The sequence below is a fragment of the Nocardioides marmotae genome, assembly GCF_013177455.1.
Taxonomy (GTDB): Bacteria; Actinomycetota; Actinomycetes; order Propionibacteriales; family Nocardioidaceae; genus Nocardioides; species Nocardioides marmotae.
On record NZ_CP053660.1, the window covers coordinates 1 to 23,488 of the forward strand.

Sequence of the window (23,488 nt, forward strand, 5' to 3'; positions counted from 1 at the left end):
GCTGCTGGCGCGAGGTCGGGGTTACGTTCGGCCGGTCGAGATTCCCCGCCGGCCGCTCCACAGCAGCACCGGAAGACGGTCGTGACCCCGGTCACGCTTTCTCTCCACAGGCATCTGACCTGCATGAATGCGGGTCTTGCCACGTTGGGCACCGGCTCTCGGCCAGACTCCTCCACAGCGAGCGGGTCGCGTTCACAACCTGTGGACAAAGCTGTGGAACGTAGCGAGCGCAATGAGAAGGGGACGACCCATCGTGGACGAGAGCACGCCGGACCTCGGGACCGCCTGGCGGCAGGTCGTCGACGACCTCCAGGCCCACCAGCGCGCCTGGCTGACCGCCAGCGAGCCGGTGACCCTCCACGAGAGCACCGCGATCGTGGCGGTGCCCAACGACTTCACCCGCGGCCAGCTCGAGGGCCGGCTGCGCGGACAGCTCGAGGATGCCCTCACCGTGGCGTTCGGGCGGGAGATCCGGATCGCGGTGACCGTCAACCCGGCGCTCGACGCCGCGGCCGCGCCCGCACCGCCCGAGCGGACCGACACCCTCGCGCCGCTCGACCCGACCTTGCTCGGCGAAGTCGCTTTGTCGACAAATCCCCTTGGCGACCCGGCCGCGGTGCCGCCGCCGGCCCGGCCGGGCTCGGCAGCGCCGGACGACGACGGCGGGGTGCCCGACCACCTCGACCGCGGCCGGATCCGCGACCACCTCCGCGACCCGGGCGACGGCGGCTACCTCGGCGACGCCTTCCCCGGCCACGGCGCCGTCACCGGCTCGGCCGACGCCTCGCGCCCGACGGCGCTGGAGACCCGGCTCAACCCGAAGTACACCTTCGAGACCTTCGTCATCGGCTCCTCGAACCGCTTCCCGCACGCCGCGGCGGTCGCCGTGGCCGAGGCGCCCGGCAAGGCGTACAACCCCCTGCTCGTCTACGGCGACTCCGGCCTGGGCAAGACCCACCTCCTGCACGCGATCGGCCACTACGTCCGCAGCCTCTACACCGGCGCCAAGGTGCGCTACGTGTCGAGCGAGGAGTTCACCAACGAGTTCATCAACGCGATCCGGGACGACCGGCAGGACCGGTTCAAGCGCCGCTACCGCGACGTCGACGTGCTGCTCATCGACGACATCCAGTTCCTGGAGGGGAAGACCCAGACGCAGGAGGAGTTCTTCCACACGTTCAACACCCTCCACAACGCCAACAAGCAGATCGTGCTGACCTCCGACCGAGCGCCCAAGCGGCTCGAGGCGCTCGAGGACCGGCTGCGCAACCGGTTCGAGTGGGGCCTGATCACCGACGTGCAGCCGCCCGACCTCGAGACGCGGATCGCGATCCTGCGCAAGAAGGCCGCGATGGACCGGCTCACCGCGCCGCCGGACGTGCTGGAGTTCATCGCCTCGAAGATCCAGACCAACATCCGCGAGCTCGAGGGCGCGCTGATCCGGGTGACGGCGTTCGCGAACCTCAACCGCCAGGAGGTCGACATGACCCTGGCCGAGATCGTGCTCAAGGACCTGATCCCCGAGGGCGGCGAGCCGGAGATCACCGCCGGGCTGATCATCGCCCAGACCGCGGCGTACTTCGGGCTCTCGATCGAGGAGCTCACCGGGCCCAGCCGCGGTCGGCACCTGGTCATGGCCCGTCAGATCGCGATGTACCTGTGCCGCGAGCTCACCGACCTCTCGCTGCCGAAGATCGGTGCGCAGTTCGGCAACCGCGACCACACGACGGTGATGTACGCCGACCGCAAGATCAACCAGCTCCTCGCCGAGCGCCGGGCGGTCTTCAACCAGGTCAGCGAGCTGACCAACCGCGTGAAGATGCAGGCCCGGCAGGGCTGAGGCCCGCCCCGCGCCCGGGTCGTCAGCCCGCTCGGGTGGTCAGCCCGCGGTGGCGTCGAGCGCCTCGAGCAGGGTGGTGAGGTCGGTGCGCAGGCGCACCAGCTCCTCGAGGGAGAGCCCGAGCCCGCCGGCGATCCGTGCGGGCACCTCGGCGACCCGCTCGCGCAGCGCCCAGCCCTGCTCGGTGGGCTCCACGAGCACGCGGCGCTCGTCGGCCGGGTCGCGCCGCCGGCTGACGTGGCCGACCGCCTCCAGCCGCTTGAGCAGGGGGGTCAGCGTGCCGGAGTCCAGGCGCAGCCGCTTCCCGAGCGCGCCGACCGAGACCGGCTCGCCGGCCTCCCACAGCGCCAGCAGCGCGAGGTACTGCGGGTAGGTGAGCCCCACCTCGCCCAGGAGCTCGGTGTAGCGCTGGGTGACCGCGCGGGTGGCGGCGTACAGCGGGAAGCAGAGCTGCTCGTCCAGCGCGAGCTGGGGATGGCGGATGCTCACGGGACGCAGCCTACCCCTTGCGCTATCCGATTGTGCGCAATACGTTCGTGGACATGGAGATCATGTACACCGCCAGCGCCGCCGCGACCGGGGACGGCCGCAACGGCCACGTCCAGTCCACCGACGGCCACCTCGACACCGACGTCCGCACGCCTCCGGAGATGGGCGGCCCGGGTGGCGCCACCAACCCCGAGCAGCTCTTCGCCGCCGGGTACGCCGCGTGCTTCCACTCCGCGCTCAAGCTGGTCGCGGGCAAGGCCGGCGCCGACACGACCGACTCCGAGGTCGTCGCCGACGTCTCGATCGGCCCGAACGACGCCGGGGGCTTCGGCCTCGCCGTCCAGCTCGAGGTGAGCCTGCCGCAGGTCGAGCCGGACCGGGCGCGCGAGCTCGTCGAGCAGGCCCACCAGGTCTGCCCCTACTCCAACGCCACCCGCGGCAACATCGAGGTCACCCTCACCGTCGCCTGACGCGACGGCTCACGCGACGCGTCACGCGACGGCCGCCCGCCGCTCCCGACCACCGGCCGAGGCACCTCCGCGAACGTTGTCAACAGGCGTCATCCACAGCGGGGGACGACCAGGACGTGTCATCTGACCTGTGGACCAGCCCGGTCCCAGCAGACGAATGACACGGGGAGGATCTGGGGAGAGGCCGCACGACGCGCACCGCCGACGGTCGGGCTCCACACCAGGGGCTCGGCCGTCGGTTGTCGTTCCACAGCCCCTGTGGATCACAAGTGCACCGCACGACCTGCGGAAACAGTGTTCATCCACAGATTCCACCGAACCTATGACTCCTCCCTACCTCCAGACATCCCGATCCTTGGTCAACTTCTCTCCGCTCCCCTGCCTGGGGATGACCGACGAGCGAGCACCCGGCCCACCGCGGTGTCTCCACAGCCGGGGCGGTGGCCAAACCACACCGAATCTCCCGCGCCAGGACCCCACGTGGCAGGATTCGCCATCCCGCCCGACCCTGATCTCGCCCCCGACCTGAAGGACCACATCGTGAAGTTCCGCGTCGACCGCGACGTGCTCGCGGATGCCGTCGCCTGGGCTGCCCGCAGCCTCCCGGTCCGACCGAGCGTGCCGGTGCTCGCCGGTCTGCTCATCGACGCGAGCGACGACGGCCTGGTCCTGTCGAGCTTCGACTACGAGACCTCCGCCCGGGCGACGCTGAGCGCCGACGTGGCCGACGAGGGCAAGGCGCTGGTCAGCGGCCGGCTGCTCTCCGACATCTGCCGCAGCCTGCCGAGCAAGCCCGTGGAGATGACCCTCGAGGGCACCCGGGTCTCGCTGACCTGCGGCTCGGCCCGGTTCAGCCTGCAGACGATGCCGGTCGAGGACTACCCGTCCCTGCCCGACATGCCGGCCGCGACCGGCACCGTCCGCAGCGACGAGTTCGCCCACGCCGTCGCGCAGGCCGTGACCGCCGCAGGCCGCGACGACATGCTGCCCGTGCTCACCGGCGTCCGGATCGAGATCGACGGCTCGACGATCTCGCTGCTGGCCACCGACCGCTTCCGGCTCTCCCAGCGCGAGCTCCAGTGGGACCCGCGCACCCCCGACGAGAGCGCCGCCGCGCTGGTGCCGGCCAAGGTGCTCGGCGACACCGCGAAGTCGCTCACCGCCGGCAGCGAGGTCACCATCGCGCTGGCCGCGAGCGGCAGCGGCGAGGGCATCATCGGCTTCGAGGGCAACGCGCCCGGCGGCGTACGCCGCACCACCACGCGCCTGCTCGACGGTGAGTTCCCGAAGGTGCGCAGCCTCTTCCCCAACGAGCACCTCACCGTCGCCCGGGTCGACAAGGCCGCGCTGGTCGAGTCGGTCAAGCGCGTCGCGCTCGTCGCCGAGCGCAACACCGCGGTCCAGCTCGCCTTCAGCGACGGGGTGCTCACCCTCGACGCCGGCTCCGGCGACGAGGCGCAGGCCTCGGAGTCGATCGAGGCCCAGATCGACGGCGACGACATCACCACCGGCTTCAACCCGCAGTTCCTCCTCGACGGCCTGACCGCGATCGACCAGCCGGTCGTCGAGCTCGCCTTCACCCAGGCCTCCAAGCCGGTCGTGATCAGCGGCTCGGCGCCGGCGGGCGAGGGCGACGGCGACGGCGAGGGTGCCGAGGGCGGCGCGGAGAGCACCGAGCCGGGCTTCCGCTACCTGCTCATGCCCCGGCGCCTCCTCTCCTGAGGGTGGGTACCGTCCGGCGTACGGCCTGACACCAAGCCCTCACAGGAGGAAGCAGATGGACCTCGGACTCGTCGGCCTGGGCAAGATGGGCGGCAACATGCGCGAGCGGCTGCGCCGCGCGGGCCACACCGTCGTCGGGTTCGACCGCAACCCCGACGTCAGCGACGCCGACTCCCTCGAGGACCTGGTCGCGCAGCTGCCCTCGCCGAAGGTCGTGTGGGTGATGGTCCCGGCCGGCGAGCCGACGCGGGCCACGGTCGCGGCGCTCGCCGACCTCCTCGGCGAGGGCGACCTGGTCATCGACGGCGGCAACTCCCGCTGGACCGACGACCTCGCCCACGCCGAGCTGCTCGCCGAGCGCGGCATCGGGTTCGTCGACTGCGGGGTCTCCGGCGGCGTCTGGGGCCTGGAGAACGGCTACGCCCTGATGTACGGCGGCGCCCCCGACGACGTCGCGAAGGCCCAGCCGGTCTTCGACGCGCTCAAGCCCGAGGGCGACTTCGGCTCCGTGCACGCCGGCAAGGTGGGCGCGGGCCACTTCTCCAAGATGGTCCACAACGGCATCGAGTACGCGATCATGCAGTCCTACGCCGAGGGCTGGGAGCTGCTCGAGAAGGTCGACATGGTCGACAACGTCACCGAGGTGATGCGCTCCTGGCGCGAGGGCACCGTCATCCGCTCCTGGCTGCTGGACCTGCTGGTCGCCGCGCTGGACGACGAGCCCGGCCTGGAGGGGATCCGCGGCTACGCCGAGGACTCCGGCGAGGGCCGCTGGACCGTCGAGGCCGGCATCGAGCACGCCGTCGCCACCCCCGCGATCACCGCCGCCCTCTACGCCCGCTTCGTCTCCCGGCAGGACGACTCCCCCGCGATGAAGGCGGTCGCGGCGATGCGCAACCAGTTCGGCGGCCACGCCATGCAGACCGCCGCGCCCAAGGGCGGCGACGCCGCCGGGACCCCGGACCAGGCCGACTCGGCCCAGGCGGCCGGGTCCGGCGCCGACAGCGCGCCGGCGGAGAGCTAGCCGACCCACGGTGCACGTCTCCCACCTCACCCTGCACGACTTCCGCTCCTACGCCACCGCCGACGTCGAGCTCGGACCCGGCGTCACGGCGTTCATCGGGCGCAACGGCCAGGGCAAGACCAACCTGGTGGAGGCGGTCGACTACCTCTCCCGGCTCAGCTCGCACCGGGTCGCCAGCGACGCGCCCCTGGTGCGGGCCGGCGCCGAGCAGGCGATCGTGCGCGCGGCGGTCGTGCGCGACGGGCGCACCGCGGTGCTCGAGGTCGAGATCAACCCGGGGCGCTCCAACCGCGCCCGGATCAACCGCTCCCCCCTCCCCCGCGCCCGGGAGCTGATCGGGCTGGTGCGCACCGTCGTCTTCTCCCCCGAGGACCTCACCCTGGTCAAGGGCGACCCCTCGGACCGGCGCCGCTTCCTCGACGACCTCCTCGTCCTGCGCGCCCCGCGACTGGCCGGCGTCCGCTCCGACTACGACCGCGTGCTCAAGCAGCGCAACTCCCTGCTCAAGACGGCCGGCGCCGCACGCCGCGGCAGCTCCTCGCAGGAGGCGGCGCTGGCGACGCTGGCGGTCTGGGACGAGCACCTCGCGCGCAACGGCGCGGAGCTGCTGGCAGCCCGCCTCGACCTGGTCGAGCGGCTGGCGCCGTACGTCGGCAAGGCCTATGCGACCGTCGCCCGCGGCGCCGGCCGCGACGACGCCGCGATCGAGTACCGCCCCTCCTTCGACCTCGGCGGGGTCAGCGACGTCGCCGGACTGGTCGAGCGGCTCCTCGCCGAGCTCGAGCGGCGCCGCTCCGACGAGCTGGACCGCGGCCTGTCGCTGGTGGGGCCGCACCGCGACGACCTGCTGCTCACCCTGGCCCACGGCGGCGGGGTCCAGAAGCTGCCGGTCAAGGGGTACGCCTCGCACGGGGAGTCCTGGTCGGTGGCGCTCGCGCTGCGCCTGGCCTCCTACGACCTGTTGCGCGCCGACGGCGACGACCCGATCCTGGTCCTGGACGACGTCTTCGCCGAGCTCGACACCGAGCGTCGCGCCCAGCTCGCCGAGCTGGTCGCCGGCGCCGAGCAGGTGCTGGTCACCGCCGCGGTCGGCGCGGACGTGCCGGAAGCGCTGGCCGGCGCCCGGTTCACCGTCGCCGGAGGGGAGGTACGCCGCGATGACTGACGAGCCGACGTCCGGCGCCGCCTCGGGGAGCCCGGCGGACGGCCCGGCGGACGGCCCGGCGGACGGCCCGGCGGACGGCCCGGCGGACGAGGCCCCGCACCGCGACGACGGGCTGGACCTGGCCCGCGCGCTGACCCGCGCCACGGCGGGCTCGACCCCCCGGGCGCGGCGGCGACGGCCGTGGGTCGACCGGCCCCGCGGCACCCGGGTCACCGGCGCGCACCCCGACGACCGCGACCCCCAGCTGATCGACAGCACCCTGGGCCGGCTCGTCGCCGAGCGCGGCTGGGAGCTGGACCTGCGGGTGCACGGCGTCTTCGGGCGCTGGGCCGAGCTGGTCGGCGCCGAGGTGGCGGCCCACTGCACCCCGGAGTCCTTCGACGAGGGCCGGCTCGTGGTGCGCACCGACTCCACCGCCTGGGCGACCCAGCTGCGGCTGCTCGCCCCCACCGTCGTGCGCCGGCTCAACGAGGAGCTCGGCCACGGCACCGTGACCGTGATCGAGGTCCTCGGGCCGCACCTGCCGAGCTGGAAGAAGGGCCCGCGCTCGGTCCGCGACGGCCGCGGTCCCCGCGACACCTACGGCTGAGCCTCTGGCGATCTGGGAGGTCCTCGGCCGTACCCGCCCCTGTCCGACCCCCTGGTCGCGGCTCTCGTCGGCGGTTCCGCGCCGCCTGGAGGCACCTTCGGGGCGTCCCGGGCCCCCGGACGCAGCGTCGTTACGTGGCTCAGGCCGTTCCAGGCAGTAGGATGGACGCCGGGTCGCGGTCACGCGACCTGTTCCGTGCCGGGCCCCGGCGGTTTTCCCGCTGCGCTGGCCCGCCCCGACCGTCGAGAAGAAGGTGGACGTGTCCGAGGAGAGCCTCTCCCCCGCCCAGTCCGAAGCCGAGCAGGTGGCGGAGGTCATGTCCTCCCGGGTCGAGGGCGCGTACGACGCGTCGGCCATCCAGGTCCTCGAGGGCCTGGAGGCGGTGCGCAAGCGCCCCGGCATGTACATCGGCTCCACCGGCGAGCGCGGCCTGCACCACCTGATCTGGGAGATCGTGGACAACGCGGTCGACGAGCGGATGGCCGGCCACGCCGACCGGATCGTGGTGACGCTGTGCGACGACGGCGCGATGCGCGTCGAGGACAACGGTCGCGGCATCCCGACCGGCACCGCCCCGGGCCAGGAGCTGCCCGCGCTGACGCTCGCGCTGACCGTGCTCCACGCCGGTGGCAAGTTCGGCGGCGGCGGCTACAAGGTCTCCGGCGGTCTGCACGGCGTCGGCGTCTCGGTCGTCAACGCGCTCTCGACGCGGCTGGTCGCCGAGGTCCGCAACCGCGGCCACCTGTGGCGCCAGACCTTCAGCCTCGGCGTGCCCGACGGCCCGCTGGAGCAGGTGCGGCCGATGGCGGAGGGCGAGCGGACCGGCACGACCATCACCTGGTGGGCGAGCCCGGAGATCTTCGAGACCACGACGTACTCCCTGCAGACGATCACCTCCCGCATCCGGGAGATGGCCTTCCTCAACAAGGGCCTGGAGATCGTCGTGCGCGACGAGCGCAGCAGCGCCGAGGCGGTCGCGGAGGCGGTCGAGGACGACACGGTCGCCGAGGGCGTCGACGGCGGGGCCGACGCCCTGCAGAAGTCCGGCGCCGCGCTGGAGCAGGTCTTCAAGTACGACCGCGGGCTCGTCGACTTCGTCCAGCACCTCAACCGCACCAAGACCGTCTCGAACCCGACGGTGATCTCCTTCGAGGCCGAGTCGCCCCCCGAGGTCGAGAACCACATGTCGCTCGAGGTCGCGATGCAGTGGACCGACACCTACAACGAATCGGTGCACACCTTCGCCAACGCGATCAACACCGCCGAGGGCGGCACGCACGAGGAGGGCTTCCGCGCGGCGCTCACCACCCTGGTCAACTCCTGGGGCGAGGACTGGGGGCTGATGAAGAAGCCCGAGGACCGGGTCAAGGGCGAGGACATCCGCGAGGGCCTGACCGCGATCATCTCCATCAAGCTCGCCGAGCCGCAGTTCGAGGGCCAGACCAAGGGCAAGCTCGGCAACACCGAGGCCAAGGGCTTCACCCAGCGCGTGGTCAACGACCAGCTCGGCGCGTGGTTCGAGCAGAACCCCGCCGAGGGCCGCGAGATCATCCGCAAGGCGCAGGCGGCCGCGACCGCGCGCAACGCCGCCCGCAAGGCGCGCGACCTGGCCCGCGACCGCAAGGGCCTGCTCGGCAAGGCCGGCCTGCCCGGCAAGCTCTCGGACTGCCAGTCGACCAACCCCGCCGAGTGCGAGGTCTTCATCGTCGAGGGTGACTCCGCGGGCGGCTCGGCCCGCCAGGGCCGCGACCCGCGGATCCAGGCGATCCTCCCGATCCGCGGCAAGATCCTCAACGTCGAGAAGGCCCGCATCGACCGGATCCTGGGCAACCAGGAGGTCCAGTCGATCATCTCCGCGCTCGGCACGGGCATCCAGGAGGACTTCGACCTCGACAAGCTGCGCTACCACAAGGTCGTGCTGATGGCCGACGCCGACGTCGACGGCCACCACATCAACACCCTGCTGCTGACGCTGCTGTTCCGGTTCATGAAGCCGCTGATCGACCACGGCCACGTCTACATGGCCCAGCCGCCGCTGTACCGGCTGCGGTGGAACAAGCCCCACGAGCACGAGTTCGTCTACTCCGACTCCGAGCGCGACGCCCTGATGGCGGCGGGCATCGAGGCGGGCAAGAAGCTGCCCAAGGAGAACCCGGTCCAGCGCTACAAGGGTCTGGGCGAGATGAACGCCAAGGAGCTGTGGGAGACCACGATGGACCCCGACCAGCGCCTGATGCTGCAGGTCACCCTCGACGACGCGGCCCAGGCCGACGAGATCTTCTCCATCCTCATGGGCGAGGACGTCGAGCAGCGCCGCTCCTTCATCCAGCGCAACGCCAAGGACGTCCGTTTCCTGGACATCTAGCCGCTCTGGGCCTTTCTGGGCCTTTCTAGAGCGATCCCTAGACATCCGGTAGATCCAGCGAGAGAGAGCAATCGTGACCGAGACGCCCACCGACGGCGGCGGCCCGACCACCCCCGGCCCCGGCGGCCGCATCGAGCCGGTCGAGCTGCAGACCTCCATGCAGCGCGCCTACATCGACTACGCGATGGCCGTCATCGTCGGCCGCGCGCTGCCCGACGTCCGTGACGGCCTCAAGCCGGTGCACCGCCGGGTGCTCTACGCGATGTACGACGGCGGCTACCGCCCCGACCGCGGCTTCTCCAAGTGCTCCCGCGTCGTCGGCGACGTCATGGGTCAGTACCACCCCCACGGCGACACCGCGATCTACGACACCCTGGTGCGCCTGGCGCAGCCGTGGGTGATGCGCGCGCCGATGATCCAGGGGCAGGGCAACTTCGGCTCGCCGGGCAACGACGCGGCCGCGGCCATGCGGTACACCGAGTGCCGGATGGCGCCGCTGGCCATGGAGATGGTCCGCGACATCGAGCAGGACACCGTCGACTTCCAGCCCAACTACGACGGCCGCTCCCAGGAGCCGGTCGTGCTCCCCGCGCGGATCCCGAACCTGCTGGTCAACGGCTCGGCCGGCATCGCGGTGGGCATGGCCACCAACATCCCGCCGCACAACCTGCGCGAGGTCGCGGAGGGCGCCCGCTGGGCGCTGGAGCACCCCGACGCCACCCGCGAGGAGCTCCAGGACGCGCTCATCGAGCGGATCAAGGGCCCCGACTTCCCCAATGGCGCGCTCATCGTGGGCCGTCAGGGCATCGAGCAGGCCTACCGCACCGGCCGCGGCTCGGTCACCCAGCGCGCGGTGATCGAGGTCGACGAGGACGCCCGCGGGCGCACCTGCCTGGTCATCACCGAGCTGCCGTACATGGTCAACCCCGACAACCTCGCGCTGAAGATCGCCGAGCTGGCCGACTCCGGCCGGGTCCAGGGGATCGCCGACGTCCGCGACGACACCTCCGACCGCACCGGCCAGCGCCTGGTCGTCGTGCTCAAGCGCGACGCCGTCGCCCGCGTGGTGCTCAACAACCTGCTCAAGCACACCGAGCTGCAGACCAACTTCAGCGCCAACATGCTGGCCCTGGTCGACGGCGTGCCGCGCACGCTGTCCATCGACCAGTTCATCAGCAACTGGGTCGAGCACCAGGTCGACGTGATCCGCCGGCGCACCGAGTTCCGCCTGCGCAAGGCCGAGGAGCGCGCCCACATCCTGCGCGGCCTGGTCAAGGCCCTCGACATGCTCGACGAGGTCATCGCGCTCATCCGCCGCTCCCCCGACGTGGCCGAGGCCCGTCAGGGCCTGATCGAGCTGCTCGAGATCGACGAGCTCCAGGCCACCGCGATCCTCGACATGCAGCTGCGCCAGCTGGCCGCGCTCCAGCGCCAGAAGATCATCGACGACCTGGCCGAGCTCGAGCAGCTGATCGCCGACCTCCAGGACATCCTGGCCAACGTCGCCCGGCAGCGGCAGATCGTCGGCGAGGAGCTCGCCGAGATCGTCGAGAAGTACGGCGACGACCGGCGCACCCAGATCATCGCCGCGGACGGGGACCTCTCCATGGAGGACCTCATCCCCGACGAGGACCTCGTCGTCTCGATCACCCGCGGCGGCTACGCCAAGCGCACCCGCGCCGACCAGTACCGCACCCAGAAGCGGGGCGGGAAGGGCGTGCGCGGCGCCTCGCTGCGCGGCGACGACGTGGTCGAGCACTTCATCGCCACGACCAACCACCACTGGCTGCTGTTCTTCACCACCGCAGGCCGGGTCTACCGGACCAAGGCCTACAACCTGCCCGAGGCGTCCCGCGACGCCAAGGGCGGGCACGTGGCCGGGCTGCTGAGCTTCCAGCCCGACGAGTCGATCGCCCAGGTGCTGGCGATCCGCGACTACGAGCAGGCGCCGTACCTCGTGCTGGCCACGCGCAACGGCCTGGTCAAGAAGACCCGGCTCGGGGACTACAACAGCCCGCGGCAGGCCGGCGTCATCGCGATCAACTTCCGCGAGGACGACGACGAGCTGATCGGCGCGGAGCTGGTCAACGCCGAGGACGACATCCTGCTGGTCTCCCGCAAGGGCCAGGCCATCCGGTTCCGGGCCGACGACACCCAGCTGCGGCCCATGGGCCGGGCGACCTCCGGCGTCTCGGGCATGAAGTTCCGCGACGGCGACTCGCTGCTCTCGCTCTCGGTCATCCGCGCGGCCCAGGTCGCCGCCGAGGAGGCCGCCGGGCTCAGCGAGCAGGCCGAGGACTCCGCCGGCGTCGAGGCCACCGCCGAGGAGGTGGAGGTGGTGCAGCCGCAGTACGTCTTCACCATCACCGACGGCGGCTTCGCCAAGCGCACCCGGATCAACGAGTACCGCCTCCAGTCGCGCGGCGGCCTGGGCATCAAGGCGATGTCGCTGGCCAACGAGGAGCGCGGCGGCCTGGTCGGCGCGTTCATCGTCGAGGACGGCGACGAGGTCCTCTCCATCACCGAGAAGGGCCAGGTCGTCCGGAGCCCGATCAACGACCAGTTCCGCCCGACGGGACGCTCCACGATGGGCGTGAAGTTCGTGACGCCGAAGTCCGGCGACGCGGTCGCCGTCGTGGCCCGCTCGGTCGAGGCCAAGGTCGAGGAGGAGGTCGAGGAGGCCGCCGAGGCCGCCGCCCAGGAGGTCGCCGCCGCCGCTGCCGAGGACCCCGCTGTCGCGGCCGCGGCCGTGGAGACCGCCGACCTCGAGCAGGACGTCGAGGCCGACGAGACGGCCGATTCGACGCCGGGTGCAAGAATCGACCCGACCGCCACGACCGACGAAGGCGAGGGTGACTGATGGGCGACAGCTCCACGGAGGAGACCGCCGTACGACCCGGACTCGCCGAGCGGATCCAGGCCCGGATCAGCAACGCCGGTGACGAGCACCGTGCCAGCGCCGAGGCCCGGCCCGGGCGCAGCGTCAGCCCGGGTGGCCCGGGCGGCGGCGGTCGAGGCCCGCGCCGCGCCCGGTTGCGGCTGACCCGCATCGACCCGTGGTCGGTGATGAAGACGGCGTTCCTGCTGTCCATCGCCTTCGCCGTGGTCACGGTGGTCTCGGTCTTCATGGTCTGGTCGGTCCTCGGTGCCGCGGACGTCTGGGACTCCATCAACCAGACCGTGCGCGACGTCGTGGGCGGGGACGAGGCCGGAGACTTCGACGTCACCGACTACCTCGGCACCTCGCGCGTCCTCGGGTTCACCATGCTCGTCGCCGCCATCGACGTGGTGCTGCTGACGGCCGTGGCGACCCTCGGGGCGTTCCTCTACAACATGGCCGCCGCCCTGCTCGGCGGCATCGAGGTCACCCTCGCGGAGGACCAGAACTGAGCACCGCCCGGCCGCCGGCCCCCCGTTTTGGGCGGGCGCGCGGCGGTCGGGTAGTGTCCACCCTCGGTCGCACCGCGACCGCACCGGCCTTGTGCCGGAGCGGGCCTATAGCTCAGACGGTTAGAGCGCTTCCCTGATAAGGAAGAGGTCACAGGTTCAAGTCCTGTTAGGCCCACCACCACCCGCAACGCACCGCGCGACCGGAGGTCCACCGATGAAGAAGATCGTCCTCCTCGCCCTGGCCGCCGCCGGCGCGGTCCTCGCGAAGAAGAAGTACGACGAGGGCCAGCACGAGCAGGCCCTGTGGGCCGAAGCGACCGACAGCGTCCGCTCCTCGTCCTGAGCCGGCCGGTCCGCACCGGCCACACCCACCGCCGCGCACCCGCGCGAGCACGGGGCCTTGGCGCAATTGGTAGCGCACCTGCTTTGCAAGCAGGGGGTTAGGGGTTCGAGTCCCCTAGGCTCCACACCGATGTCGCAGTCACCGGGGGAAGGGCGGCCATGACCAGCAGGCTCGCCGCGGCCGCGACCGTGGCCCTCCTGGCCGCGACGCTCGCCGGCTGCACCGACACGGCACCGCAGGCCGCGCCGGCGCCGTCCGCGGGCAGCCCCACCCCCGCCCCCGCCTTCGACGTGCGCGACGAGGCGGCCGCCGCCGCGATGGCGCTGGTGCCGGAGTCGGCGACCTCCCTGGCCGTCACCGACCTCGATCGGGTCCGCCTCCAGCTCGGCCTCCCCGACCTCACCGGCCAGTCCTCGCCCGCCGAGCGGGCGCGGTTCTGGGCCCGGGCAGCCACCGACGCACCGCTGCTGACCGACGGGCTGCTGCGCGGCGTCGACGAGCGGCTGGCCCGCGAGTACGGCTTCACCCAGGACGACGTGCGCTGGGAGGCGGTCTTCGACGGCCCCGACGGCCCCGGCGGCCCCGGCTACGTGCTCTCCTTCCGCCTCGGCCTCGACATGGCCGCGGTGCAGCGCGCGGTGCGCGACCGGGTCGGCCCGCTCGCCGGCGCCGAGGTCCGGGCCCGCGACAGCCTCGTCGTCCTCGGCGCGACCGACGACGGGACGCGGTCGTGGGCCGCCGACCCCGCGCTCACGGCCCTCGTCGGCCCGCCCGCCGACGCGACGTACGTCGAGCGAGGCTGCGTGGAGGCGCCGAGCGGCGTCGACACCGGCCGGCTCGAGGAGCTCGAGGCGTGGTCGGTGGCCCTGCAGGGCGGGCTGGCCACGGCTCGGCTCGGCGAGCTGCGCTCCGACGCCTTCGACCGGATGCGGCTCGCGGCGAGCTGGCCGGGGGAGCGGCCGGCGTTTGCCGACGGGTTCCGCCGCGGGGTGGCCGATCCGTCGACCGGCCGGGTGGGCTACGAGCTGGTCGACCCCGTCGCTGCCGCCGCGCTGGTGCGCGCGCGGACCGTGCCGTTCGCGGCCTGCGCGGACTGAGCCGGGCACCCGCCAACCCGGGAGCGACCTGCGTCACGCCGTACCCTGGAAGGGTGCCTGTCGCCCTGCATCCGCGTTACTGGGGTGGGCACCTGCTGGCGCTCGTGCTGGTCGCCCTCGCCTGCCGACTGGGCCTGTGGCAGCTCGACTCCTGGCAGGCCCACCGCGAGGCCGAGGTCGCCGACTTCAGCGACGTCACGCCGGTGCCGCTGCTCGACGTGATCGGCCCGGACGACCCGTTCCCCGGGGACAAGGTCGGCCGGCCGGTCGAGCTCAGCGGCACCTGGGTCCCTGAGGGGACCGTCTACATCGAGGGCCGCGAGCACGACGGCGAGGACGGCTTCTGGGCCGCCACGCCCGTCGAGGTCGACGGTGGCGGCGGGTCGGCCCTCTACGTCGTGCGCGGGTGGACCCCGTCCCCGGCCGAGGCCCCCGCGCCGCCCGTGGGGCCGGCCGAGGTGACGGCGTACTTCGAGCCGACCGAGGGCACCAACGCCAGCGACCCCGACCGGACCGACGACGTCCTCCCGCAGGTGCGCACCGCCGACCTCGTGCAGCACGTCGACCAGGACCTGTTCAGCGGCTTCGGCATCGCCCGCGAGCCGTTCGCCGGCCTGGAGGAGGCCGAGCTCGACCAGGTCTCGCAGGCCTCGGCGTTCACCGGGCTGAAGAACTTCCTCTACGGCATCGAGTGGTTCGTCTTCGGCGGCTTCGCGGCGTTCATCTGGTGGCGCTGGTCACGCGAGCTCGCTGCGCCGCGGGAACGCGACGAGGACGCCGCAGACGAGCCGGTAACGTCGACGTCGTGATCGACGACGACCTGCGCACCGACCCCGGCCTCAACAGCGCTCTCACCCGCTACCGGTTCATGGCCACCGTCGTCGGCGTGCTCCTCATCGTGCTGTGCCTGGTCGGCGTGCCGCTGGCCAACTTCGACGGGACCGGCATGTGGGGGATCTTCGACAGCACGCCGGACCTCTTCGCCGCCGGTTCGGGGGCCCAGGAGCTCGGCCTCGCGATCACCGAGTACCTCGGTGTCGCGCACGGCTGGCTCTACATGATCTTCCTGATCATGGCCTTCCTGCTCGCGCGGCGGGCCGACTGGGACCTGAACTTCACCCTCGTCACCCTCATCTGCGGCACCGTCCCGATCCTCAGCTTCTGGGCCGAGCACCGGGCGACCGAGCAGGTCCGCGCCCAGCTCGCCGCCGCCGAGCCCGTCCGCGACTGACGCGGCCCGGGGGACGAGCGGCGCGATGACCACGACGGCGTTCGTCCTCGGCGGCGGAGGCGTGCTCGGCGCGGTCGAGGTGGGCATGCTCCGCGCGCTCCTCGAGCGGGGGATCACCCCCGACCTGGTGCTGGGCACCAGCATCGGCGCGCTCAACGGCGCCCTGGTCGCCCGCGAGCCCACCCTCGCCGTGATCGAGCGGATGACCCGGCTGTGGGACGACGCCCGCCAGGCGCCGCGCGAGGTGTACGGCGACCGGCCGCTGCGCACCGTCCGCCGGGCCGTCGCCACCGGCACCCACCTGTGGTCGGCCGAGCCGCTCAAGCAGCGGCTGGTCGATGAGCTGGGGGACGTCACCTTCGAGGAGCTGCCCGTCCGGTTCCAGGTGTGCGCCGCCAGCATCGAGCGCGCCGCGGAGCACTGGTTCGACTCCGGGCGGGTCGTCGACGCGGTGGTCGCGAGCGCGGCCGTCCCCGGGCTGCTGCCGCCGGCCCGGGTCGGGTCGGAGCACTACCTCGACGGCGGCATCGTGAACTCGATCCCGCTCGCCCGCGCGGTGCAGCTGGGGGCCGACCGGGTCTTCGTGCTCCAGGTCGGCCGGATCGACCGGCCGCTGCGGGTCCCGCGCCGCCCGTGGGAGGTGGCCCGGGTGTCCTTCGAGATCGCCCGCCGGCACCGCTTCCACCGCGAGCTCGCGGAGCTGCCACCGGGGGTCGAGGCGCACGTGCTGCCCGCGCGCGGGACCTCCGGGCGCGACGACACCTGGCGCGCCGCCACGGACTTCCGGAGCGTCCAGGAACGCATCGACCGCACCTACGATGCGTGCGTGGAGTACCTCGACGAGACCCTCGCCCGATGAGCCGGTCGCCCGGGCGGGCGCGCCGGTGACCGCCGGCGACCACCGATGACCTGGGTGCTGCGCCGGCTCGTGCTGGCGCCGGCCGTCGTCGCGCTCGCCGTGCTGCTGTGGGCGACCCTCCCGCTGTGGCTGGTCGGGGGCGCGCTGCTCTCCTCGGTGGTGCCGGGCCGGCTGCGGGTGGTCCGGGTCGCCTGGGTCGCGGTGCTCTACCTGACCGCCGAGGCGCTGCTGCTCGTGGTGCTGCTCGGCATGTGGCTGGCCAGCGGGTTCGGGCGGCGGATCCGGACGCCGTACTGGGAGGGCATCCACTACGACCTGGTCCAGGGCACCATGTGGATCCTCTTCCGGGAGGCCAAGCGGGTGCTCCGGCTGACGATCACGACCGACGGGCCCGCACCCGACGCCCACCCCGGTGTGCCGCTGGTGGTCTGCTGCCGCCACGCCGGCCCGGGTGACTCCTTCACCCTGATCCACGCCCTGATGCACTGGTACGGCCGCGAGCCGCGCGTCGTCCTCAAGGACACCCTGGCGTGGGACCCCGCGATCGACGTGCTCCTCAACCGGATCCCGGCGCGGTTCATCACCCCCGGGCGGCCCGGCGAGGACGTCGACGAGCAGATCCGGGCGCTGGCGACCGGCCTGGACGAGAACGACGCGTTCGTGATCTTCCCCGAGGGCGGCAACTTCACCCCGCAGCGGCGGACGCGGGCCATCCAGCGGCTGCACCGGCTCGGGCTGCACGCCATGGCGAACCGCGCCGAGCAGATGACCCACGTGCTCGCTCCGAAGCCGGGCGGGCTGCTCGCGGCTCTCGACGCCGCACCGGAGGCCGACGTCGTGCTGGTGGCGCACACGGGTCTGGACCACCTCGCGGGCGTCGCGGACGTGTGGCGCGCGCTGCCGATGGACAAGCAGCTGACCATGCGCTGGTGGCAGGTCCCGCGCGAGGAGATCCCCGACGGTCGCGAGGAGCGGATCGACTGGCTCTACGGCTGGTGGGAGCGGATCGATGCCTGGATAGCCGAGAACCGGCCGGAGGACGTTCCCTCCGGCCGGTCCAGGTGAGGCACGGCGCCGGCCCGTCGAGCAGTCCGGGCGCCGGGCGGACTACTTCTTCTCGTCGCCGTCGATCTCGGTGACCTCGGCCGGCTCGTCCGGCGTGGTCACCGGGTGCGGGGCCTCGGCGGCGTCGGCGATCGCCTCGTCGGGGGAGGCGCCCCCGATGTCCTCGGCGACCTCGTCGGCCAGCGGCGTCGACGACGTCGCCGCACCGGCCGGCGCGGCCGGGGTGGTGGCCGTGGTCGTGGTGTCCGTGGTGTCCGCGCCGGAGGACGGCGGCGGGCTCGGCACGTAGGAGGACTGCCAGTTGTCGCTGGTGCTCCCGCCCTGGAGGCGCTTGGCCACCACGGCGACGACGCCGGCGATGCCGGCCACGAGCAGGAACTTCTTGGCCTTGCCGCCCTTCTTCTTCGGCGGCTCACCGTGGAGCTGGGCGACCTTGCTCTCGGCGGCGGCGCGGACCGCGGCGGCCTTCTCGCCCGCCGCGGCGGCGCCGGCGGCCACGATCGGAGCGGCCTTCGCCTTCGCGTCGGCGAGGGCGGGTCCGGCCTTCTCCCGAGCCTCGGCGATGACCGGTGCGGCCTTCTCCCGAGCCTCGGCGAGGCCGGCAGCGGCCTTCACCTTGGCGTCGGCGAGGGCGGGCCCGGCCTTCACCTTGGCGTCGGCGAGCGCGGGTCGTGCGGTGGTCTCGACGAAGTCCTCGACCGCCTCCCTGGCATGCACGACAGCGGCCTCCACCTGGGGGCGCACGGTGTCGACGTACTCCGAGGCCTGATCGAGGAGGGACTTCTTCTTGCGCAGACGCATCGCGTCACTTCCTCTCGTTCGGTCCTTGCATTCGATCACGCGAGGCACGGCCGGGCCACCCGGGAGGCCGGTTGGCGCCACGTGCGAGGATCGACGGGTACGGCGGGGACACCGCCGTCACCGTGCAAGTACCCACCCGCGCCGCGATCGGAACGCGGCGCGGTCGGACCAAGCCGTTCATCACGTGTAAGGACACCCATGGCTGACCAGCAGGCCGTACTGAAGACCAACCGGGGCGACATCGTCGTCAACCTCTTCCCGAACCACGCCCCCGAGACCGTCGCGAACTTCGTCGGCCTCGCGAAGGGGGAGAAGTCCTACGACGCGGGGAACGGCAAGACCGGTCCGTTCTACGACGGCGTGATCTTCCACCGGGTCATCGAGGGCTTCATGATCCAGGGCGGCGACCCGCTCGGCACCGGCACCGGCGGCCCGGGCTACACCTTCAAGGACGAGCCGCACCCCGAGCTCGTCTTCGACAAGCCCTACCTGCTCGCGATGGCCAACGCCGGCCCGGGCACCAACGGCTCGCAGTTCTTCATCACCGTCGGCCCCACGCCGCACCTGAACTTCAAGCACACGATCTTCGGCGAGGTCGCCGACCAGGCCTCGCGCGACGTGGTCGACGCGATCGCCACGACGAAGACCGGCCCCGGGGACCGCCCGGTCGAGCCGGTGGTCATCGAGTCCGTCGAGATCCGCTGACCCTTCGTTGAGCGAGTCTCCCCGGCCGGCCCCCGAGTCGGGGGTGCCCGTCTGCTACCGGCACCCCGACCGGGAGTCGCACATCCGCTGCCAGCGGTGCGGCCGCCCGATCTGTCCTGACTGCATGCGCGACGCCGCGGTCGGGTTCCAGTGCCCCGACTGCGTCGCCGAGGGTGCGCGGACCATGCGCAGCGGCCGCACGGCGTACGGCGGCGCGCTTCCGGGCCGGCCGGGGAGCACCTCGATCGCGCTCATCGCGATCAACGTCGCCGTCTGGGTGGCCGTGCTGGTCACCGGCGGCGCCGCCAGCCGCCTCGTCGACCTGCTGGCGCTGCGGCCGAAGGGCCTCTGCCTCGTCGACGGCGGCGGCTACGACGTCCCGCAGGACGTCTGCGCCAACGGGGGCACCTGGCTGCCCGGCGTCGCCGACGGCGCGTTCTGGCAGGTCCTGACCTCGGGCTTCACCCACCAGGCCGTCCTGCACATCGCGTTCAACATGTTCGCGCTCTACGTGCTCGGGCCCCAGCTCGAGGCGGCCCTCGGCCGCTGGCGCTTCCTCGCGCTCTACTTCCTCTCGCTGCTCGCCGGGTCCGCCGTCGTGCTCTGGTTCGGCGGGGAGTACCAGGCCACGCTCGGCGCCTCCGGCGCCGTCTACGGCCTCTTCGCCGCGCTGTTCGTCCTCGCCCGGAAGGTCGGCGGCGACGTCCGCCAGATCGGCGTGCTGATCGCGGTCAACGTGGTCCTCACCTTGGCGGTGCCGGGCATCTCCTGGCAGGGCCACCTCGGCGGGTTCGCCGGCGGCCTGCTCGTCGCGCTGGTCCTCGTCTACGCCCCCCGCGGGCCCCGGCGTACGACGGTCCAGGTGGCCGGCCTCGCGGCGATCACGCTGTTCGTGGCCGTCGCCATCGTCACCCGCGTGCTCGTCCTCGCCTGACCGCACCTCGACCCGCGGGGCCGTCTCCTGCGGTCCCTGCCCCCGCCCGGCGCCGGCCCCCGGCCCACCCGGTCGGGGGCTTCGGCCTGCCCGGACCCCGCAGGTTTATCCACAGCCTGTGGACCAGCCTGTGCAGAACTACACCGCTGTCATTCTGCACAGGTTCGTCCACCGTTGTGGACGAAATGCGGACCGCCGGCCGGCCCGGAGGCCGACCGGCGGTCGGTGGTGCAGGGCGCCCGCGGGGTGCGGGACGCGGTCACTCCCAGCGCGTGGCGTAGGTGAAGCCGACCGCCATGAACGCGATGCCGACGACGAGGTTGAGCTGGCCGAGGTCGTTGAAGATCCACAGGCTGGAGAGGTCGTCGCTGAAGATGTAGAAGGTGCAGATCCACAGCAGGCCGATGAGGAAGCAGCCGAGCATGCCCACGACCACGCCGCGGCCGCGGCCCAGCGGGGTGGAGGGGTGGGCGGCGATGATCAGGCCGAGGAAGAGCAGCCCGAAGCCGATCAGGTAGTTCCAGTCGCCGAGGTCGGCGATCGCGGCCGGGCTGCCGGCCTCGCCGCTGGCGGGGTCGGGGCGCACGGCGGCGTAGTAGTAGATCATCCATCCGATGCCCCCGACCGCCAGGACGAGCGCGAGGATGGAGCGCACCGAGAAGATCGGGCCCCGCACGGGGGCGAGGGGGTCTCGCTCGGTCTTCTGCTTGGCCACGGGGCTCTCCTGGGACGGGTGCTGGGGTGCTGCCTGGGTTCGCCCGCCGCCGGACGCCGCGGGACCCGGGTTACCTTAGTCGTCGTGACATCCGGTTCCCACGAGCGGCCCGAGGACCACGCGAGGCGTCGCTGGTCCGACCGCCTCCGCCGGCCCCGTGCCGGGGCGGGCCTCGCCTGGCGGATCGGCACCCCGGTGATGGTCGTGCTCAGCGGGACGCTCTTCGTCGCGAGCGCCCAGAACAGCGACGGGACCGACCTGCGACCGGGCCGCTACACCGACCTGGCGTCCCTGGTCGAGGCCGAGGCCGAGCAGTACGACGCCCTGCGCCAGCGGGCCGCCGACCTCGACGACGAGGTCGACCGCCTCGCGGGGAGCGTGTCGAACGCCGGCGTGACCAAGGCCCGCCGGCAGGCCGACGCCCTGCGCGACATGGGCGGGCTGGAGCCGCGGCGCGGCCCCGGCGTACGCATCGTGCTCTCCGACGCCCCGCCCGAGGTCGTCGACGCCCAGCCCCCCGACGCCGACGTCAACGAGTTCGTCGTCCACCAGCAGGACATCCAGGCGGTCGTCAACGCCCTGTGGCGCGGCGGGGCCACCGCCGTGACCATCGCCGGCCAACGGATCATCACCACCACGGGCATCAAGTGCGAGGGCAACGCGGTCACCCTGCACGGCGTGCCCTACCCGCAGCCCTACGTCATCGAGGCCGTCGGCGACCCCGGCAGCCTCCAGGCGAGCGTCGGCGGTGACGACTACGTGGCGGCGTACCTCGACGCCGTCGGCCGCGGCGCCGTGGGCTGGGACCTCGCCGTGGAGGACGAGGTCGTCGCCCCGGCGTACGACGGCGTGCTCACGATGTCCTACGCCCAACCCCTCGACTGAGCCCCTCGACTGAGCCCCGCGCGCGTTGCAGCTCCGTACGGCGCGGTAGAGGCACCGACAGCGCCCTCCGGTCAGTCGCGGTCCCCACGGTCGCCGCGGCCGCCGCGGCCCTCGCGGGACGGCGTGGCCGAGGGGTCGTCGGTCGGCAGCCCGCTGGGGTCGGGGCTCTCGGAGGGGGAGGGGTCCTCGGTCGGCTGGTAGGTCGAGACCACGATGGTGATCGTCGATTCCTGCGGCAGGGGCTCGCCGGCGTTCGGGCTCTGCTGGATCACCGTGCCGGCGGGCTCGGTGGTGTCGGAGGAGCGGACCACGGAGACCCGGAACCCTGCCTCGGTGATGATCCGCTCGGCCTCCCGCTGACGGCGGCCGACCACGTCGGGGACCTCCTCGGGCCCGTCGGAGTAGGCGATGGTGATCGTCGCGCCCTCGGCGACCTCCTGGCCCGCGGCGGGCTCCTGGGCCACGACCTCGCCGGCCGGCTCGTCGGACTCGGTCTCCTCCTGGTTGGTGCGCAGGCCGAAGGAGCGCAGCTGCGCGGCGGCGTCGGCCCGGCTCAGCCCGACGACCGAGGGCACGGTCACCTGCGGCTCGCCCAGGGAGACCACGATGTCGACGCTGGTGCCGGGGTCGACGTACTGGTCGCGGTTGGGCTGCTGCTCGGCGACCTTCCCGGCGGGGATGTTCTCGTTCTCGGCGAAGGAGACGTCCCCGACGCTCAGCCCGGCCTCGCGGATGGCGGCCCGGGCCTGGTCGTCGTTGAGGCGGATCAGGTTCGGCACCGGCACCTGCTCGGGCGGGGACTCGAAGAGCCGGGGGAGCAGCAGCGCGCCGCCCACCACGATCGCGAGGACCAGCGCCACGACGAGCGCCACGATCCCCGCACGTCGGCCCGGACGTTCCTCCCCGGCCTGCGGCAGCGGCGGGCGCACCGCGGTCGGCGGCCCGCTCGAGGCGACCGGCGCGGCCGTCATCGTCGGCGGGGGCGACGGCGGGGCGACCGCCTGCACCGGCCGGCCGGCGAGGTAGCGCTCGATGTCGCTGCGCATCGCCGCGGCGGACTGGTAGCGGTCCTCGACCCGCTTGGCGAGCGCCTTCATCACGATCGCGTCGACCTCGGGCGGGAGGTCCTGGTCGTGGTCCGACGGCGGCCGGGCCGGCTCGCGGACGTGCTGGTAGGCGACCGCGACCGGGCTGTCGCCGACGAACGGCGGGCGGCCGGTGAGCAGCTCGTAGAGCAGGCAGCCGGCGGAGTAGACGTCGGAGCGGGAGTCGACGGTCTCGCCGCGGGCCTGCTCGGGGGAGAGGTACTGCGCGGTGCCGACGACGGCCGCGGTCTGGGTCATCGTCGAGGAGGCGTCGCTGATCGCCCGGGCGATGCCGAAGTCCATCACCTTGACGTCGCCCGACGGCGTCAGCATGACGTTGCCGGGTTTGATGTCGCGGTGGATGATCCCCGCGCGGTGGCTGTAGTCGAGCGCCGCGAGCACGCCGCTGGTGATCTCCAGGGCCCGCTCGGGCAGGATCTTGCGGCCCTCGCGGAGGATGTCGCGCAGGGTCCGCCCGGCGACGTACTCCATCACGATGTAGGGCTGGGCCACGCCGCTGCCGTCGGTGGCGATCTCCTCGCCGGTGTCGTAGACGGCGACGATCGCGGGGTGGTTCAGCGACGCCGAGGACTGCGCCTCCCGGCGGAAGCGCGCCTGGAACGTCGCGTCGCTGGCCAGGTCGGTGCGCAGCCGCTTGACCGCCACGACGCGGCCGAGCCGGGTGTCGATGCCCTTGCGGACCTCCGCCATCCC

At 72.8% G+C, this 23,488-nt stretch carries 22 protein-coding genes and 2 tRNA genes; 20 read left to right on the forward strand and 4 right to left on the reverse strand.

Going from position 1 to position 23,488, the window contains the following annotated elements; all coding sequences use genetic code 11:
- The first annotated feature begins 253 nt into the window (after nucleotides 1-253).
- Nucleotides 254-1,840, forward strand: a complete 1,587-nt coding sequence (dnaA, locus tag HPC71_RS00005) for a chromosomal replication initiator protein DnaA (RefSeq protein WP_253943832.1) — start codon at nucleotides 254-256, stop codon at nucleotides 1,838-1,840.
- 39 nt (nucleotides 1,841-1,879) lie between these two features.
- Here dnaA and HPC71_RS00010 read toward each other — a convergent pair whose 3' ends face one another.
- Nucleotides 1,880-2,323 carry a MarR family winged helix-turn-helix transcriptional regulator gene (locus HPC71_RS00010; RefSeq protein ID WP_216656587.1) on the reverse strand — a complete coding sequence of 148 codons (444 nt, stop codon included), beginning with the start codon at nucleotides 2,321-2,323 and terminating at the stop codon, nucleotides 1,880-1,882.
- Nucleotides 2,324-2,382: 59 nt separating this feature from the next.
- Between HPC71_RS00010 and HPC71_RS00015 the strand changes: the two genes are divergently transcribed.
- The 16 genes from HPC71_RS00015 (at nucleotide 2,383) to HPC71_RS00085 (ending at nucleotide 17,649) form a co-directional block, all read left to right on the forward strand.
- On the forward strand, nucleotides 2,383-2,799 hold the full coding sequence (locus tag HPC71_RS00015) for an organic hydroperoxide resistance protein (protein ID WP_154616039.1): 417 nt from the start codon (nucleotides 2,383-2,385) through the stop codon (nucleotides 2,797-2,799).
- Between the two features lie 540 nt (nucleotides 2,800-3,339).
- Nucleotides 3,340-4,521, forward strand: coding sequence for a DNA polymerase III subunit beta (gene dnaN, locus HPC71_RS00020; RefSeq protein WP_171897151.1), 1,182 nt, complete (start codon nucleotides 3,340-3,342; stop codon nucleotides 4,519-4,521).
- A gap of 55 nt (nucleotides 4,522-4,576) precedes the next feature.
- Nucleotides 4,577-5,545 carry a phosphogluconate dehydrogenase (NAD(+)-dependent, decarboxylating) gene (gene gnd, locus HPC71_RS00025; protein WP_154616037.1) on the forward strand — a complete coding sequence of 323 codons (969 nt, stop codon included), beginning with the start codon at nucleotides 4,577-4,579 and terminating at the stop codon, nucleotides 5,543-5,545.
- Nucleotides 5,546-5,555: 10 nt separating this feature from the next.
- The gene (gene recF / locus HPC71_RS00030; RefSeq protein ID WP_171895912.1) at nucleotides 5,556-6,710 is read left to right on the forward strand and encodes a DNA replication/repair protein RecF; all 1,155 of its coding nucleotides are present in this window, start codon (nucleotides 5,556-5,558) and stop codon (nucleotides 6,708-6,710) included.
- Nucleotides 6,703-7,299, forward strand: coding sequence for a DciA family protein (locus tag HPC71_RS00035; protein WP_154616035.1), 597 nt, complete (start codon nucleotides 6,703-6,705; stop codon nucleotides 7,297-7,299). Before recF ends, HPC71_RS00035 begins: the two co-directional genes overlap by 8 nt.
- 316 nt (nucleotides 7,300-7,615) lie before the next feature.
- Nucleotides 7,616-9,664, forward strand: coding sequence for a DNA topoisomerase (ATP-hydrolyzing) subunit B (gyrB, locus tag HPC71_RS00040; protein WP_154616223.1), 2,049 nt, complete (start codon nucleotides 7,616-7,618; stop codon nucleotides 9,662-9,664).
- 157 nt (nucleotides 9,665-9,821) lie between these two features.
- Complete coding sequence (gene gyrA / locus HPC71_RS00045; protein ID WP_230084461.1) at nucleotides 9,822-12,524, forward strand: DNA gyrase subunit A; 2,703 nt, start codon at nucleotides 9,822-9,824, stop codon at nucleotides 12,522-12,524.
- A complete protein-coding gene (locus tag HPC71_RS00050; RefSeq protein WP_154612353.1) occupies nucleotides 12,524-13,054 on the forward strand; it encodes a DUF3566 domain-containing protein in 531 nt (176 codons plus the stop codon). Before gyrA ends, HPC71_RS00050 begins: the two co-directional genes overlap by 1 nt.
- A 101-nt stretch (nucleotides 13,055-13,155) precedes the next feature.
- Nucleotides 13,156-13,232 (forward strand) — tRNA-Ile (locus HPC71_RS00055).
- 36 nt (nucleotides 13,233-13,268) lie between these two features.
- Entirely contained in the window at nucleotides 13,269-13,397 is a 129-nt protein-coding gene (locus HPC71_RS20835; RefSeq protein WP_216656498.1) for a DLW-39 family protein, read from the forward strand.
- A gap of 51 nt (nucleotides 13,398-13,448) precedes the next feature.
- Nucleotides 13,449-13,521: transfer RNA gene (locus HPC71_RS00060), tRNA-Ala, on the forward strand.
- A gap of 34 nt (nucleotides 13,522-13,555) precedes the next feature.
- The gene (locus HPC71_RS00065; RefSeq protein ID WP_171895913.1) at nucleotides 13,556-14,494 is read left to right on the forward strand and encodes a hypothetical protein; all 939 of its coding nucleotides are present in this window, start codon (nucleotides 13,556-13,558) and stop codon (nucleotides 14,492-14,494) included.
- Nucleotides 14,495-14,547: 53 nt separating this feature from the next.
- Nucleotides 14,548-15,303 (forward strand): SURF1 family protein, encoded by a 756-nt coding sequence (locus HPC71_RS00070; protein ID WP_171895914.1) that lies wholly within the window; start codon nucleotides 14,548-14,550, stop codon nucleotides 15,301-15,303.
- On the forward strand, nucleotides 15,300-15,725 hold the full coding sequence (locus HPC71_RS00075; RefSeq protein WP_253943833.1) for a DUF3817 domain-containing protein: 426 nt from the start codon (nucleotides 15,300-15,302) through the stop codon (nucleotides 15,723-15,725). The genes HPC71_RS00070 and HPC71_RS00075 overlap by 4 nt, the downstream gene beginning before the upstream one ends.
- 25 nt (nucleotides 15,726-15,750) lie before the next feature.
- Nucleotides 15,751-16,584 (forward strand): patatin-like phospholipase family protein, encoded by an 834-nt coding sequence (locus HPC71_RS00080; protein WP_154612351.1) that lies wholly within the window; start codon nucleotides 15,751-15,753, stop codon nucleotides 16,582-16,584.
- Between the two features lie 45 nt (nucleotides 16,585-16,629).
- A complete protein-coding gene (locus HPC71_RS00085) occupies nucleotides 16,630-17,649 on the forward strand; it encodes a 1-acyl-sn-glycerol-3-phosphate acyltransferase (RefSeq protein ID WP_154616031.1) in 1,020 nt (339 codons plus the stop codon).
- Between the two features lie 42 nt (nucleotides 17,650-17,691).
- Here HPC71_RS00085 and HPC71_RS00090 read toward each other — a convergent pair whose 3' ends face one another.
- Entirely contained in the window at nucleotides 17,692-18,450 is a 759-nt protein-coding gene (locus HPC71_RS00090; protein WP_154616029.1) for a F0F1 ATP synthase subunit B family protein, read from the reverse strand.
- A 198-nt stretch (nucleotides 18,451-18,648) separates the two neighbouring features.
- On the opposite strand from HPC71_RS00090, the gene HPC71_RS00095 reads away from it, so the two are divergent.
- Both HPC71_RS00095 and HPC71_RS00100 read left to right on the forward strand, forming a co-directional pair.
- Complete coding sequence (locus HPC71_RS00095) at nucleotides 18,649-19,155, forward strand: peptidylprolyl isomerase (RefSeq protein WP_154612348.1); 507 nt, start codon at nucleotides 18,649-18,651, stop codon at nucleotides 19,153-19,155.
- A gap of 124 nt (nucleotides 19,156-19,279) precedes the next feature.
- On the forward strand, nucleotides 19,280-20,089 hold the full coding sequence (locus tag HPC71_RS00100; RefSeq protein ID WP_230084428.1) for a rhomboid family intramembrane serine protease: 810 nt from the start codon (nucleotides 19,280-19,282) through the stop codon (nucleotides 20,087-20,089).
- A 259-nt stretch (nucleotides 20,090-20,348) separates the two neighbouring features.
- On the opposite strand, the gene HPC71_RS00105 is transcribed toward HPC71_RS00100, so the two are convergent.
- Nucleotides 20,349-20,804: a cell division protein CrgA gene (locus HPC71_RS00105; protein WP_171895915.1), complete on the reverse strand. Its 456-nt coding sequence runs from the start codon at nucleotides 20,802-20,804 to the stop codon at nucleotides 20,349-20,351.
- A gap of 84 nt (nucleotides 20,805-20,888) precedes the next feature.
- On the opposite strand from HPC71_RS00105, the gene HPC71_RS00110 reads away from it, so the two are divergent.
- On the forward strand, nucleotides 20,889-21,689 hold the full coding sequence (locus tag HPC71_RS00110; RefSeq protein WP_253943834.1) for a DUF881 domain-containing protein: 801 nt from the start codon (nucleotides 20,889-20,891) through the stop codon (nucleotides 21,687-21,689).
- A gap of 71 nt (nucleotides 21,690-21,760) precedes the next feature.
- On the opposite strand, the gene pknB is transcribed toward HPC71_RS00110, so the two are convergent.
- Nucleotides 21,761-23,485 carry a Stk1 family PASTA domain-containing Ser/Thr kinase gene (pknB, locus tag HPC71_RS00115; protein ID WP_230084458.1) on the reverse strand — a complete coding sequence of 575 codons (1,725 nt, stop codon included), beginning with the start codon at nucleotides 23,483-23,485 and terminating at the stop codon, nucleotides 21,761-21,763.
- Nucleotides 23,486-23,488 lie beyond the last annotated feature (3 nt).

Excerpts from the sequence above, each read along its gene's own strand:
- HPC71_RS00015 (WP_154616039.1), top strand. The coding sequence starts at position 2,383 with ATGGAGATCATGTACACCGCCAGCGCCGCCGCGACCGGGGACGGCCGC.
- gnd (WP_154616037.1), top strand. The coding sequence starts at position 4,577 with ATGGACCTCGGACTCGTCGGCCTGGGCAAGATGGGCGGCAACATGCGC.
- HPC71_RS00035 (WP_154616035.1), top strand. The coding sequence starts at position 6,703 with ATGACTGACGAGCCGACGTCCGGCGCCGCCTCGGGGAGCCCGGCGGAC.
- gyrB (WP_154616223.1), top strand. The coding sequence starts at position 7,616 with ATGTCCTCCCGGGTCGAGGGCGCGTACGACGCGTCGGCCATCCAGGTC.
- gyrA (WP_230084461.1), top strand. The coding sequence starts at position 9,822 with ATGCAGCGCGCCTACATCGACTACGCGATGGCCGTCATCGTCGGCCGC.
- HPC71_RS00050 (WP_154612353.1), top strand. The coding sequence starts at position 12,524 with ATGGGCGACAGCTCCACGGAGGAGACCGCCGTACGACCCGGACTCGCC.
- HPC71_RS20835 (WP_216656498.1), top strand. The coding sequence starts at position 13,269 with ATGAAGAAGATCGTCCTCCTCGCCCTGGCCGCCGCCGGCGCGGTCCTC.
- HPC71_RS00065 (WP_171895913.1), top strand. The coding sequence starts at position 13,556 with ATGACCAGCAGGCTCGCCGCGGCCGCGACCGTGGCCCTCCTGGCCGCG.
- HPC71_RS00080 (WP_154612351.1), top strand. The coding sequence starts at position 15,751 with ATGACCACGACGGCGTTCGTCCTCGGCGGCGGAGGCGTGCTCGGCGCG.
- HPC71_RS00085 (WP_154616031.1), top strand. The coding sequence starts at position 16,630 with ATGACCTGGGTGCTGCGCCGGCTCGTGCTGGCGCCGGCCGTCGTCGCG.
- HPC71_RS00090 (WP_154616029.1), bottom strand. The coding sequence starts at position 18,450 with ATGCGTCTGCGCAAGAAGAAGTCCCTCCTCGATCAGGCCTCGGAGTAC.
- HPC71_RS00095 (WP_154612348.1), top strand. The coding sequence starts at position 18,649 with ATGGCTGACCAGCAGGCCGTACTGAAGACCAACCGGGGCGACATCGTC.
- HPC71_RS00100 (WP_230084428.1), top strand. The coding sequence starts at position 19,280 with ATGCGCGACGCCGCGGTCGGGTTCCAGTGCCCCGACTGCGTCGCCGAG.
- pknB (WP_230084458.1), bottom strand. The coding sequence starts at position 23,485 with ATGGCGGAGGTCCGCAAGGGCATCGACACCCGGCTCGGCCGCGTCGTG.